The organism is Mesorhizobium carmichaelinearum, from assembly GCF_900199455.1.
In the GTDB taxonomy this organism is placed as follows: domain Bacteria; phylum Pseudomonadota; class Alphaproteobacteria; order Rhizobiales; family Rhizobiaceae; genus Mesorhizobium; species Mesorhizobium carmichaelinearum.
In genome coordinates this window covers 84,751-97,921 of record NZ_FZQR01000016.1, presented here as the reverse complement: position 1 = coordinate 97,921, position 13,171 = coordinate 84,751, and the positions used below count along the sequence as shown (strand labels likewise).

General features: G+C 62.8%; 15 protein-coding genes. 7 read left to right on the top strand and 8 right to left on the bottom strand.

The window, feature by feature from the left end; translation table 11 throughout:
• Positions 1-76 precede the first annotated feature (76 nt).
• The 4 genes from metG (at position 77) to CKW40_RS43955 (ending at position 3,669) form a co-directional block, all read left to right on the top strand.
• Positions 77-1,630, top strand: coding sequence for a methionine--tRNA ligase (gene metG / locus CKW40_RS29630; protein WP_095203356.1), 1,554 nt, complete (start codon positions 77-79; stop codon positions 1,628-1,630).
• Positions 1,630-2,424 (top strand): TatD family hydrolase, encoded by a 795-nt coding sequence (locus CKW40_RS29625; protein WP_095203355.1) that lies wholly within the window; start codon positions 1,630-1,632, stop codon positions 2,422-2,424. Before metG ends, CKW40_RS29625 begins: the two co-directional genes overlap by 1 nt.
• Positions 2,425-2,427: 3 nt before the next feature.
• Positions 2,428-3,246, top strand: a complete 819-nt coding sequence (locus CKW40_RS29620; protein ID WP_095203354.1) for an MBL fold metallo-hydrolase — start codon at positions 2,428-2,430, stop codon at positions 3,244-3,246.
• A gap of 72 nt (positions 3,247-3,318) precedes the next feature.
• Positions 3,319-3,669 (top strand): VOC family protein, encoded by a 351-nt coding sequence (locus CKW40_RS43955; RefSeq protein ID WP_179298157.1) that lies wholly within the window; start codon positions 3,319-3,321, stop codon positions 3,667-3,669.
• A gap of 156 nt (positions 3,670-3,825) precedes the next feature.
• Here CKW40_RS43955 and CKW40_RS29610 read toward each other — a convergent pair whose 3' ends face one another.
• From CKW40_RS29610 to CKW40_RS29600, 3 genes are all read right to left on the bottom strand, one after another.
• Positions 3,826-4,587 (bottom strand): GNAT family N-acetyltransferase, encoded by a 762-nt coding sequence (locus tag CKW40_RS29610; RefSeq protein ID WP_095203353.1) that lies wholly within the window; start codon positions 4,585-4,587, stop codon positions 3,826-3,828.
• A 177-nt stretch (positions 4,588-4,764) separates the two neighbouring features.
• Entirely contained in the window at positions 4,765-5,196 is a 432-nt protein-coding gene (gene nudI, locus CKW40_RS29605) for a nucleoside triphosphatase NudI (RefSeq protein ID WP_095203352.1), read from the bottom strand.
• A gap of 46 nt (positions 5,197-5,242) precedes the next feature.
• A complete protein-coding gene (locus CKW40_RS29600; RefSeq protein WP_095203351.1) occupies positions 5,243-5,806 on the bottom strand; it encodes a lysozyme inhibitor LprI family protein in 564 nt (187 codons plus the stop codon).
• A 190-nt stretch (positions 5,807-5,996) separates the two neighbouring features.
• Between CKW40_RS29600 and CKW40_RS29595 the strand changes: the two genes are divergently transcribed.
• The gene (locus tag CKW40_RS29595; RefSeq protein ID WP_095203350.1) at positions 5,997-6,908 is read left to right on the top strand and encodes an agmatinase; all 912 of its coding nucleotides are present in this window, start codon (positions 5,997-5,999) and stop codon (positions 6,906-6,908) included.
• A 145-nt stretch (positions 6,909-7,053) separates the two neighbouring features.
• Here CKW40_RS29595 and CKW40_RS29590 read toward each other — a convergent pair whose 3' ends face one another.
• The 5 genes from CKW40_RS29590 to CKW40_RS29570 all read right to left on the bottom strand — a co-directional run bounded on the left by CKW40_RS29590 (position 7,054) and on the right by CKW40_RS29570 (position 10,853).
• Positions 7,054-7,938, bottom strand: a complete 885-nt coding sequence (locus tag CKW40_RS29590; RefSeq protein WP_095203349.1) for an aldose 1-epimerase family protein — start codon at positions 7,936-7,938, stop codon at positions 7,054-7,056.
• A gap of 171 nt (positions 7,939-8,109) precedes the next feature.
• Positions 8,110-8,826 (bottom strand): Bax inhibitor-1/YccA family protein, encoded by a 717-nt coding sequence (locus tag CKW40_RS29585; RefSeq protein WP_095203348.1) that lies wholly within the window; start codon positions 8,824-8,826, stop codon positions 8,110-8,112.
• Positions 8,827-8,850: 24 nt separating this feature from the next.
• A complete protein-coding gene (locus CKW40_RS29580) occupies positions 8,851-9,624 on the bottom strand; it encodes an anti-sigma factor family protein (RefSeq protein ID WP_095203347.1) in 774 nt (257 codons plus the stop codon).
• The gene (locus CKW40_RS29575; protein ID WP_095203346.1) at positions 9,621-10,172 is read right to left on the bottom strand and encodes a sigma-70 family RNA polymerase sigma factor; all 552 of its coding nucleotides are present in this window, start codon (positions 10,170-10,172) and stop codon (positions 9,621-9,623) included. Before CKW40_RS29575 ends, CKW40_RS29580 begins: the two co-directional genes overlap by 4 nt.
• Positions 10,173-10,259: 87 nt before the next feature.
• A complete protein-coding gene (locus CKW40_RS29570; protein ID WP_095203345.1) occupies positions 10,260-10,853 on the bottom strand; it encodes a histidine phosphatase family protein in 594 nt (197 codons plus the stop codon).
• 181 nt (positions 10,854-11,034) lie between these two features.
• Between CKW40_RS29570 and CKW40_RS29565 the strand changes: the two genes are divergently transcribed.
• Together CKW40_RS29565 and mazG are read left to right on the top strand one after the other, a co-directional pair.
• On the top strand, positions 11,035-12,219 hold the full coding sequence (locus CKW40_RS29565; protein ID WP_095203344.1) for an amino acid aminotransferase: 1,185 nt from the start codon (positions 11,035-11,037) through the stop codon (positions 12,217-12,219).
• Between the two features lie 80 nt (positions 12,220-12,299).
• A complete protein-coding gene (mazG, locus tag CKW40_RS29560) occupies positions 12,300-13,124 on the top strand; it encodes a nucleoside triphosphate pyrophosphohydrolase (RefSeq protein WP_095203343.1) in 825 nt (274 codons plus the stop codon).
• The last annotated feature ends 47 nt before the right edge of the window (positions 13,125-13,171 follow it).

Here is a 13,171-nt window from a genome sequence, read left to right as displayed (position 1 = left end):
CACCGGGATGGCAATCGCCATTCCGATGCGATATCCACCGCCACGGCTTCCATTCAGACATTCATGATGGTTATTCATGTCACGCGACACATTCTACATCACGACCGCGATTTCCTATCCGAACGGCAAGCCGCATATCGGCCATGCCTACGAGCTGATCGCCACCGACGCGCTTGCGCGCTTCCAGCGGCTCGACGGCAAGGACGTGTTCTTCCTTACCGGTACGGATGAGCACGGCATCAAGATGCTGCAGACGGCGAAGCGCGAAGGCATTTCGGCGCGCGAACTGGCCGACCGCAACTCGGCCGATTTCAAGCGCATGGCGATCGCGCTCAACGCCTCCAACGACGATTTCATCCGCACCACCGAAGAGCGGCACTACGCGTCCTCGCAGGCGATCTGGAAGGCGATGGACGCCAATGGCGACATCTACAAGGGCGGCTATGCCGGCTGGTACTCGGTGCGCGACGAAGCCTATTACGGCGAGGAGGAGACGGAGGTCCGTCCCGACAATATCCGCTACGGGCCGCAGGGAACGCCGGTCGAATGGGTCGAGGAAGAAAGCTATTTCTTCCGGCTGTCGGCCTATCAGGACAAGCTCATCGCGCTCTACGAAAACCAGCCCGACTTCATCGGCCCGGCCGAGCGCCGCAATGAGGTGATGAGCTTCGTCAAATCCGGGCTCAGGGATTTGTCGATCTCGCGCACCACTTTCGACTGGGGCGTGCCGGTGCCGGGCGATGAGAAGCACGTCATGTATGTCTGGGTCGACGCGTTGACCAATTACATCACCGGCGTCGGCTATCCCGATGAAAATGATGAGAAATGGCGTTTCTGGCCGGCCGACGCGCATATTATCGGCAAGGACATTGTGCGTTTCCATGCAGTCTACTGGCCGGCCTTCCTGATGTCGGCAGGTATCCCGCTGCCGAAGCGCGTCTTCGGTCACGGCTTCCTGTTCAACCGCGGCGAGAAGATGTCGAAATCGGTCGGCAACGTCATCGACCCGTTCACCATGGTCGACCATTACGGAGTCGACCAGGTGCGCTATTTCTTCCTGCGCGAGGTGCCGTTCGGCCAGGACGGCAGCTACAGCCATGAAGCGATCGTCAACCGCACCAATGCCGACCTCGCCAACGGTCTCGGCAATCTGACGCAGCGCTCGCTGAAGATGATCGCCGCGAATTGCGGTGGCGTGGTGCCGCAACGTGGCGAGCTGACCGAAGCCGACAGTGCGATCCTCGACCAGGCGGTGGAAGCGCTTGGCACGGCGCGCAAGGGGATGGCGGAGCAGGGCATCCATCTGGCGCTGGCGGCGATCTTCGGCGTGGCCGCCGAGGCCGATCGCTATTTCACGTCTCAGGAGCCCTGGGCGCTGAAGAAGACTGACCCGGTGCGAATGGAAACGGTGCTGTGGACGACCGCCGAAATCGTCCGTCGCGTCGCTCTTCTGAGCCAGCCTTACATTCCGGGGTCGGCCGCCAAGCTGCTCGACCTGCTGGCGGTACCGGCGGACAAACGCGACTTCGTGCATGTCCATGCCGACTATGCGCTGGTTTCCGGCACTGCGTTGCCAGCGCCGGAAGGCGTGTTTCCGCGTTATGTCGAACAGCAGGGTGCGAACGCCTGATGCTCGTCGACAGCCACTGCCATCTGGACTTTCCAGATTTCGCCGAGGAGCGGGCGGCCATTGTCGCCCGCGCCAAAGCGGCCGGCATCGGCCGCATGGTAACGATCTCGACCCGCGTGAAGCGCTTTCAGCAAATACTTGAAATCGCTGAGACTTTCGACGAGGTCTTTTGTTCGGTCGGCACCCATCCGCACAATGCCGCCGAGGAGCTCGACGTCACCGCTACGGAGCTTGTCCGTTTGTCGGCTCATCCGAAGGTGGTGGCGATCGGCGAGGCGGGGCTCGATTATTTCTACGATAAGGCGCCGCGCGACGCGCAGGCGCAGGGTTTTCGCAATCACATCGCTGCCGCTCGCGAGACCGGCCTGCCTCTGGTCATCCATTCACGCGATGCCGATGACGACATGGCAGCCATTCTCGAGGACGAAACAGGGAAGGGCGCCTTCCCCTTCATCCTGCATTGTTTCTCCTCCGGACGCCGGCTGGCCGAGGTGGGCGTCGCGCTCGGCGGCTATGTGTCGTTCTCGGGCATCCTGACCTTCAAGAATTCGGCCGAACTGCGCGCCATCGCCGCCGACGTGCCGCATGACCGGCTGCTCGTCGAAACCGACGCCCCCTATCTGGCGCCGATACCGTTTCGCGGCAAGCGCAACGAGCCGGCCTATGTCGCGCACACAGCCAAGGTGCTGGCGGAAACGATTGGCGTCAGCGAGGCCAAAGTCGCTGATCTGACGACGAACAATTTCTTCCGGCTGTTCGGCAAGATGCCGCGACCCGCCGAGCAGAGCGCCTGAACGATGACCGACCGGCTGCGCCTCACCATTCTCGGCTGCGGCTCGTCGCCAGGTACGCCGCGCATCACCGGCGACTGGGGCAATTGCGACCCGACCAATCCGAGGAACCGGCGCATGCGCACGGCGGCGCTGGTCGAGCGGATTGCGGCCAATGGCGGCCGCACCACCGTGGTCCTCGACACCGGGCCGGATTTCCGCGAGCAGATGCTGCTCGCTTCCGTCAAACGCATCGATGCGGTCGTCTACACGCACCCGCATGCCGACCATATCCACGGCATCGACGATCTGCGCGGCTATGTGCAGGAGCAGCGCCACCTGATTGACATCCATGCCGACCAGCCGACTATGCTGCGCCTGCGGCAGGCGTTCGGCTATTGCTTCGAGACGCCGCCGGGCAGTTCCTATCCGCCGATCGTGCGGGCCCATATCATCGACCACGCAAAGCCTGTCATGATCGAAGGCGAGGGGGGTGCCCTCGCCCTCGAGCCGCTGCCGCAGTTCCATGGCGACATCATCTCGCTCGGCTTCCGGATCGGCGGCCTGGCCTATTGCCCTGATATCAGCGGCTTTCCCGACGCCACCGCCGCGCGGCTGCGCGGCCTGGAAATGCTGGTCATCGACGCGCTGCAGTACAACACCCATCCCAGCCATCTCTCGCTCGGCCAGGCGCTGGAATGGATCGAGGCGCTGGCGCCGAGGAATGCCGTGCTGACCCACATGCATGTGCCGCTCGACTATGCGACCGTAATGGCAGAGACGCCTGACAAGGTGGTGCCGGCCTATGACGGCATGGTGATTGAAATCCCCGTAGAATCAGAATGATGGGGTAAATTCTCAACATTTGAAGCAAATTGGTGGCGGTCGCGGTCGCCATCCAATCGAGGACCGGGACGGATGATCAGCTTCGTGACGCTCTTTGCCCGAGATATCGAATGTACAGCCGACGTCTACCGCTTGCTTGGGTTCGAGTTCGTCCAGGAACAGCATGGCTCCGGACCGCGGCACTTGGCTGCCGTCAACAAAGGAATGGTTCTCGAAATCTACCCCGGCGACGATGCCGTTTCACCAGGCACGATGTTCGGCGTTGACGTCGCCGATCTCGAAGACATTCGAGCGAAGTTGCTTACTGCCAAGGTTCCCGTCCGGCGAGACATCGATTCTGTACCGGGCATGCGCCGCATGATCGTGACTGATCCCGAAATGCGCCAGATATTCATTCGTGAGGGCGCCAGGAACAATGGATAGCCATACTCTTCTGTCGCGAGTTTCCGGGCCTGAAACCCGAAGTTTGCAAGTTTCGCTATGCCACGGTTAAGGGCGAGGTGCCGGCCAACGTCACCCCGGCCTATGACGGCATGGTGATTGAAATTCCCTATGAATCAGCGTGATATAAACGACCCCTCATGAGGGTATTCGGCCCTTTGGGCCGAATATCAGGAGCGTTCCAATTCGCTCATAGCCCATGCGGGGATAAAGCAGCGCTCCGGCGTGCGTCGCCATCAGCACCGAGCATCGCGACCCACGGGCCCGGTCATCGTGCAGCATTTTAGCCATAAGCGCCTGGCCGATGCCGCGGCACCGATGAGAAGGCTCGACAAACATGGCCTCGCACCAGGTGGCGCCGGCGGCATCCACGCTGCGCACGCGTCCAACGATATCGTCGCCGTCGACCGCCACATACTGGCGGAACGGCGCGCCGTCGCCGAACAGATCGGTCGCGATCGGCCGCCTGCGCATGATCTTTCCCAACTGCGCGGCCCGTTCGGCCGTGCGCACACGTTCGATTGAGACGACGGCTGGCGGGCTCGGTATCCGGCGCAATGGCTGGACGAAAAAGCCTTCCGTCCGCAGCAGCCGGTAGCCGAGAGCTTTGTAGGCGATCCGCGTCGGTCCGTCCGGTTCGTCGTTCGCGATGACGACGGAAACAGCAAAACCCGGCCGTGCATGCTGCCGCACGATCGCATCAGCTTCCTCGGCACCGACGTCATGGACAACCCATTCTTCGCTGCGGTAGTCGCGAGGATTCTTGCGCTCGGCATCGCGCATCAGCCACAATGGCCCGACGCGGCTGGCCTCGTAAGGAAAGGTGCGGCTTCTGCCCATGCTGTAGCCATGCACGAACACTTCAATCGCCGCTTCGATCTCACGCTTTGCTGTCGTCATTCACACAGCGTAGCGTTGGCCATCAGCTCAAGGCAACACGCATCGATCGTGCCAAGCCTATGAAAATCACCAGCAATTCCCAGCCACTGGCCAATGCTTTAGTTCCATAATCTATCTTATGCGACTTGAGGATGTCGCTGGATGCCGGACGTGGCGATCCTTTCACTACCCCAGAGGTCAGCCTTGCAGCAGCCCCTTCGCCGCCAATGTTATCCGTGTGGCTGCGTTCAGGTCATAGGAATCGAATTCGCCCGCCTTGACCCACGCGTGATCCTCAAACTCATCGTTGAGTTCCACCGTCCGGTTGGCGGCGCGGCAATTGAAGATGAGGTAAATCATGTAGATTTGCTCGGTCGACCCGTCCGCATACGTCTTGACCCGAACATCATCGCGAAATGTCCAAGGGGTCGCCTGCACGATCTCGAGCTTGTCACCAAGCTCTTCCCGGATCTCCCGGCGAAGTGCCTCTTCGATGTTCTCTCCGGCTTCCATCCCGCCACCGGACAAAGCCCATTGGCCTGGAAACACGCCTCGGTCGCTTGGCATTTTGCAAAGCAGATATGCGCCATCGTTCTCGATCAGCGGACAGACGATAATCCTCTGCTTCATTGCCAGGTCTTTCTGTGGTTTGCCTTCGCCATCTCTCGCCGCTGGATCACTTCAGATCCGACAGCTCATCATCAAGGATCAGTGCCTGCCGGGCCGTCGCATCAAGCATGCAGCTGACGATGATATTGCTCTGGCGATCGGTGTTGACGGTTTCGGCGGACCCTTCTGCCGCACAGCGCGCATCGCGGTAAGCGATCCATGCGCGCTGCATCTTGCGATAGCCTTCCCGTAATTTGGGTGTGCCGGCCTTGGCCATGAGCGCGTCGTACGTCGTGTTGAGGCGATCCTCCCACACACTGACCTCGCGGTCGGCGCAATCGATCAAGCCCAACTGTGACTGGCCATCGTCGCTCTCGAAAGAGCACAGCTCGGTTACATAGTCTATGCACGAGGCAGGTTCGTGGCCGGCGAGCTTGATTGCGTTGTCGATATGGGATGCCGGCTTTGGCGCTTCATTCACACCGGGAACGTCGCCAGGAAAATCGCTGACATATTTTAGGCATTCGGCAAGTGCCGCCTTGTCCGAGGCACGTGCTTGATCCTTGGCCATAGCGGGCGCCAAGGCGGCAAGCAGCAAGCCACAACCCGCCAACAGCAGAAGGCTCTTCATCGCAGATTCCAACTTTGCTTTCAGATTTGCAGAATGCGGCCTTTGCAACAAGGTCCGCGATGAGATCGCTCCCTGCCCGTTCGAACTCGGCAACTCGCACCGGCCCGCTGTGATTTCGATGATGGCATCGAACCGATGAAGCAACTAGCCTGCTGTCGCGCTGGAACTCATATTCAGGACCATCAGAGAAATGACCGCCTTACCTTCCTTTCTCGGCCTTCCCGACCGCCTCGCCGACGGCCGCCCGCCCCGCGCAGTGATCTTCGGAGCCGGTCACGGCAGCACCTATCCCGGCAAGGACAGCAGCGGCTATGCCTTGGCCGCAGACGCCATCCGTGCAGCCAGCCAGGGTGATGCCCCACTCGTCGAGCACTGGGACTTCGATCTCGGCGGCCCGTTGTTCGACGACAAGCCGGCCTGCTGCGTCGACGCCGGCGACATCTCGACCATCCTGCATGACAATGCCGAAAACCGGGCCCGGATCGAGGCGAAGACGCGTGAGATTCTATCTCTACCGGCCGTGCCGATCCTGCTTGGCGGTGACGATTCCGTCGTCATTCCGTTCCTTGCCGGCTTTGCCGATCACGGACCGATCTGGATCCTGCAGATCGATGCCCATATCGACTGGCGCGACGAGGTGCATGGCGAACGCTACGGCTATTCGAGCCCGATGCGGCGGGCGAGCGAGATGCCGCATGTTGCCGGCATGGTGCAAGTTGGCCTGCGCAGCGTCGGCAGCGCGCGCCTCGCTGAGATCGAAGCGGCGCAGCACTATGGCAGCCGTTTCGTGACCGCGCGCGAGGTTCATGTGCAAGGCGTGGAAGCGGCGCTCCGGCATATTCCGGAAGGTGCCCGGGTCGTCGTCACCTTCGACTGCGACAGCCTCGATCCTGGCATCATGCCGGGCGTGGCGGCGCGTACGCCAGGCGGCCTCACCTACACGCAGGCGATCGACCTGATCGCGGGCCTCGGCAAGCGGGCTAGGATCGTGGGATTCGACCTTGTCGAACTCTATCCGCCCGCCGACATTGACGGCCTGTCGGCGGTGACCGCCGCGCGCCTTCTCGTCAATGTGATCGGCACCATCGCCAGGCAGGTTTGAAACCCGGCTTCTCTTTCGAACAGTCAGGTCTCCGAGCATTCGCATGCGGGACCATCATCGCAACGCTTGCCTGTTACGTTGGCCAGACGCCGCAACGATGCATGGTACCCCACGGCGTTGATTTTTTCGGCTGGCCGTCCGCAGATCACTGCCGCCCCTGCTCCAGGCTGATCCGATAGCTCAGCGAACGCTTCGCTCCTGGTTCGATCAGCATTACGCCAGGCTTGTCGCTGAACTCACCGTCAAAATCGACCGGACTTGCAACACCATGCCAGGGCTCGAGGCACAGGAACGGTGCGCCGCCCGGCTTGGACCAGATGCCGAGTTGCTCCGCTCCCTGCCATGACATTTTGAGCGCCGGACCGTGGTCGGCGGCGTATCGCACGCTGGTGCTGGCGGGCCGATCCAGGATAACGGCATCGTCATCGAACAGCCGTTCCGACAGCGCAAGCGTCTTGCCTTCGATCGGCGTGGGCTGCCTCGCAGGCAACAGCAGGCCGTCCTTGAGGCGACGGATCGGTGCCGGCTCGGCCTCGGCAAAGGTCAGCCGATAGGCTTCCTTGGGCAATTCCGGCAGCAACGGCCAGTTGAACGCAGGATGTGCCCCAACCGAGGCCGGCGATGGCTCGTCGCCAGTGTTGGCGACCTCCAAGGTCACACCAAGCTGCTGGCCGTCGAGCGTATAGGTGACGGCAAGGCGGAAGGCGAAGGGGTAGTGCGCGCGGGTGTCGGCGTCGTCGGTGAGGACCAGCGTGCAGGAGCGGGATCCCCTCTCCGCCCAGGTGAACGGCTTGTCGCGGGCGAAGCCGTGCTGCGTCATCGGATAGGTCCGGCCGCGATGGCGCAGTTGGTCGCCCTTCAGCCGGCCGACGATCGGGAACAGCACCGGCGAATGGCGCCGCCACTCTGGCCCGGCCTGCCACAGGAACTCAAATCCGTTCGCATCCTGAAGCGAAACCAGTTCGGCGCCCTGTCCGACTATAACAGCCGAAATGCCGTCGCCCTGAAGCGTTTGGCTGTCCTGTGCCACATGTCCTCGCGCGGTGTTGAAGGCTGCTGCGCGGCAGACTAGCAAAAGCTCTTGGGGACTCAAGGCGTAGTCGGATCTTACCGGAACGAATTGTGGCCGGAGGATCTCTCCTCCGGCCACCTCTCCGCATCAAGGGCGAGAACCCCCGCCCTTGCCCACAGCGGACAGTCGTTACTCCCGCTCGCCGGTGAAATTCAGCAGCAGCTGGAAGATGTTGATGAAGTTCAGATAGAGCGAGAAGGCGCCGAAGACGGCCAGCTTCTGGCGCGATTCCGCGTCGAAATTCTCGGCATACTGTTCCTTGATCGTCTGCGTGTCCCAGGCGGTCAGGCCGATGAAGACGGCGATGCCGATCACCGAGATTGCGAACTGCAGCGCGGTCGAGCCGAGGAAGATGTTGACGATGCTGGCGATCACCACGCCGATCAGGCCCATGATCAGGAAGGACGAGAACTGCGTCAGGTCGCGTCTGGTCGTGTAGCCGTAGAGGCTGGTGGCACCAAACATGGTGGCGGCGATGAAGAAGGTGCGCGCGATGCTGGTTCCGGTGAAGACCAGGAACACGGAGGCGAGCGACAGGCCCATCACCGCGCAGAAGGCCCAGAACATTGCCTGGGCGCTGGCCGCCGACATGGTCTGCATCTTGAACGAAAACAGCAGGACGAAGGCGAGCGGCGCCAGCATCACCACATACTTCAGCGGGCTGGAGAAGATCGGGACATAGAGCGCCGGCGTCGACGACACCAGGAAGGCGACCAGGCCGGTGACCACGAGGCCAAGGCCCATATAGTTGTAGACGCGCAGCATGTGCTGGCGCAGGCCCTCGTCGAAGACGGCTCCGGCCTGGGCGCCGGTACCAACGCGATATCCCAGATTGGGCGTGTTCATTTGCAGTCTCCTTTGTAAAATCGGTCAGTAAAGCGTTTTGGCGAGCGCCTCGGCGGCGCGGTCGAGGTCATGAACCCCGCTTTTCGCGACCACCGCATAGGCGACCTCGCCGATCTGGAAATAGGCCGAGGAAATGTCGCCCGAGGGCGCGACGGTCGGCTTGACCACGTCGAAGGTTCCCGGCCGGATCGCAAACAGCGACACCAGGCCCATATCCTTGGTGTCGACGGCCATCTCGACGCTCGGGCCGAAGCGCGACGGATAGATCTGCACGTCGCGCACCTTCCAGTCCTTGGGCAGCGACGGCATGACGATGGCGGTCGCCGCTCGGATCTCGCCGACATTGTAGTTCGGCGCTTCCGGCTGCGAGGGCATGGTTTCGCGCACCAGCGTCGTCCTGTGCGCGCGAACAGCCTCGTCGACATAGGCGGGCGGCTGCGGCGACGCGACGACCTTGGTCACCGACATCGGCCCGATGATGCCGTTCGCCAGCCAGCCGGCGGCGACGAAGGCGGCAACCGCCGCAGCGCGCTGCAGCACGCCGAAGATGCGGCCACGGACAAGTCCCCTCTCCAGCCGCCGCGCCGCATCGGCCGTCGCCGGCCGCGCCATGCCCTTGGAGCCGGCAAGCGCCACGCGCAGTTCGTCGCGGGTCCGCAGATCCGACATCACGCGTGCCGCGGCCTCCGGCCGGATCGACAGGAACGCCTCGACCTCGATGCGGCGAGTGACATCCAGCTGGTCGTCGACATAGGCGTCGAGGTCGGTGTCCGTAACGGGGTCGACAAGAGCGGTCATTGCTCACCTCCCACGATCCTGAGATGGTTTTTACCGCGTGCCGGGGCGGCTTCTTCCATCTGGCGCAAGGCGGCGCGCGCCCTGCCGATGCGCGACATCAGTGTGCCCAGCGGCACGCCGGTGGCATTGGCGGCTTGGCCGTAGGAAAGCCCTTCGATGGCGACCAGATGCAACGCCGAACGCTGCTCTTCCGGCAGGTTGAAAAAGGCCTCCCGCACCTGCGCCAGGCGCACCGAATGCTCCTGCGGCGCCGGCGTGGCGGCATCGGCGAGGTATCCGACCTGTTCGATGCGCGCCGCTTCCGAACGGCGCGAGCGGACGCGGTCGACAAACGCGTTGTGGACGATCGACAGCAGCCAGGCCCGCAGGTTTCCACCCGAGCGGAAGGTGCCGCGCCGCTCATAGGCGCGCACCAGCGCGTCATGCACGAGATCCTCGGCATCCGCACTGTCGCGCGTCAGCGACAGTGCGTAGCGCCGCAGAGACCCGAGCTGTCCTATGATGTCAAAGCGTGGCATCGACCGTTTCATGCCCTGTTTACGGAGCATGTGGAGATTTTAATCCCGACTGTGCCATTTTTCTTGCCGGGCTCCGCCGGACGATCGCGTTCGCAGTCCCCTCGCCCTGCCTCACTCTCAGGTGCGAAGTGGCTTTACCGGTTTCGGAGCGGGTACACCGCAGGCGCGCAGCACCCACCTGTGGCCGTCGCTGCGAAAATCGGTGATGCTGAGCGGCTCGATGTCGATCTTCCAACACGCGGCAAGCGGTGCGCCGAGAACATGCAGGATCGCGATGCGAATGACGCTGGCATGGGTTATCGCAATCGTATGGCCAGGCTGGGCGATCAACCGATCCATCAATTCGGAAGCCCGGTGGGCAGCATCGGCCAACGACTCGCCGCCATGCGGCGCTGCATGGGGATCTGTGAGCCAGGCGGCGATGTCCTCGGGCTGTTCCGCCTGCACGTCCTCAAAACGCATGCCAGCCCAGCTTCCATGATCCTGGTCCACCAGAAGCGGCTCAACCGATGCGTCCAGCGCCAGCGCCTCTGCGGTCTGGCGGGCGCGAAGCGCGGGCGCTGTCCACGCGCGGTCGGCGCGGCGCAACGTCCCGCGCATCGCCTTTGCCAGCGTCAGCGATCGTGGCTCCAGGGGCTCATCCAACGGGAACGCCCCCTTCCGGGTCGCGGCCGTGGCGCCGTTGCAGATCATCGTCAGCCGTACGAGCATGAAGCTGTCATTCCTTGAACTGCTTTCCTAGCGACGCATACGCTGGGATTAGAATAGCGGCTATCGTTTCGATCGAAAGGCGGCGACCGTGGGTGCCGTCTTTTGCATTGGGGCAACCAAAACCGCTGGCGAAGCGCCTTCGATTTGCGTATCACTCCGCCGCGCCAACGGAACCATAACGATGTTCGAAGACCTGCAGCCAGCTCCCGCCGACAAGATCCTGGCCCTGATCGGCCTTTATCGCGCCGATCCGCGCCCCAACAAGGTCGACCTCGGCGTCGGCGTCTACAAGGATCGCGACGGCAAGACGCCGGTGATGCGCGCCGTGCGCGAGGCTGAAAAGCGGTTGCTGAACAGCCAGGACACCAAGACCTATCTTGGGCTCGCCGGCGATACCGGCTTCAACGCGGTGATGGCCAAGCTCGCCTTCGGCCCGGGCGCGGACATGACGCGCATCCGCGCGGCACAGGCGCCTGGCGGCTCCGGTGCGCTGCGCCTGGTGGCGGAGTTGCTGAAGCGGACGCGTTCGGACGCCACCGTCTGGCTATCTGATCCGACCTGGCCGAACCATATGCCGGTGATGCGTGCCGCCGGCCTGCAGATCCGCGAATACCCCTATTTCGATGCGTCCTCCGGTGCTGTTCGTTTCGACGACATGCTGGCGGCGTTGCGGACGGCCAGGAGTGGCGACGTGGTGCTGCTGCATGGCTGCTGCCACAACCCGACCGGCGCCAACCTCGATGCGGCCCAATGGCAGGCGGTCACCGATCTCATCGTCGAGCGCGGCCTGCTGCCATTCGTCGACATCGCCTATCAGGGCTTTGGCGACGGGCTTGAGGCCGACGCCCTCGGCCTGCGGCTGCTGGCTGCGAAAGTGCCGGAGATGGTCGTTGCGTCGAGCTGCTCGAAGAATTTCGCCGTCTATCGCGACCGTGTCGGTGCGGCGATGGTCCTGGCCAAGGACGGCGCGCAGGCTGATGTGGCAATGAGTCAGATGCTGTCAGCGGCACGCGCCATGTATTCGATGCCGCCGGACCATGGTGCTGCCGCGGTGCGCATCGTGCTGGAAGACGCCGCCTTGCATGCTGACTGGGAAGCCGAGCTGGAAGAGATGCGCCTGCGCATGCTTCGGCTGCGTGTCCAGTTCGCCGAGGCGTTGCGCCGGCAGTCCAACTCCGACCGTTTCGACTTTGTCGCCAGCCATCGCGGCATGTTCTCGCGGCTCGGCCTCACGGAGGCGCAGGTCGAACGGCTGCGCGCCGAGCACGGCGTCTACATGGTCGGCGACAGCCGCATCAATGTCGCCGGACTGCCCGAGGATGGGATGGACGACCTCGCCAAGGCGATCGTCTCCGTACTCGACTGAAGCGGCTCACCTGTGGACAAGCCGCCCTCGCCGGCTGACAGCGTTGGCCGCGCGGCAGGAGGCCGGCTAGCATCCGCCGCATGACGCCATCCAAAGACATTTCGCGCCTGATCGAGATCATGGCGGCGTTGCGCGCGCCGAAGACCGGCTGCCCGTGGGACATCGAGCAGGATTTCTCGACCATCGCGCCCTATACCATCGAAGAAGCCTATGAGGTGGCTGATGCTATCGCACGTGGCGACCTCGACGATCTGCGCGACGAACTCGGCGATCTCCTGCTGCAGGTCGTCTATCACGCGCAAATGGCCGAAGAAGCCGGTGAATTTGCCTTCCCGGATGTGGTCCAGGCCATCACCACCAAGATGATCCGCCGCCACCCGCATGTCTTCGGCGACGAAGAGGCCCGAAGTGCCGGCATGGCGAAGGGCATGTGGGAAAAGATCAAGGCCGAGGAGAAGACGGAGAAGCGGCAAGCCCGTCTCGCCCGCGGCCTCGACCCCGAGGACAATGGCAAGGGGTTTCTGGACAGTGTTCCAGTCGCCCTGCCCGCGCTGACACGGGCGCTAAAACTTCAGGAGAAGGCTGCCCGTGTCGGCTTCGACTGGAGCGAGGCGGCGCCGATCCTCGACAAGATCGAGGAAGAAATCGGCGAATTGCGCGAGGCACTGACCAAGGGCGAGACGGCGTCAATCAAGGACGAATTCGGCGACATGCTGTTCGCTGTCGTCAACCTCGGCCGTCACCTCAAGCTCGATTCGGAAGCCGCCCTGAGCGGCACCAACGAAAAATTCCGCTCACGCTTCCACTATGTCGAGCAGGCCCTGGAAAAGTCCGGCAGCACGCTGGACAAGGCCGCCTTGGCTGAAATGGAAGCGCTGTGGCAGGAAGCGAAAACTGCGAAATAAGTTCGGCAATTCCGGATGGAAAACCGCTATCCACTTTTGCTGGAATT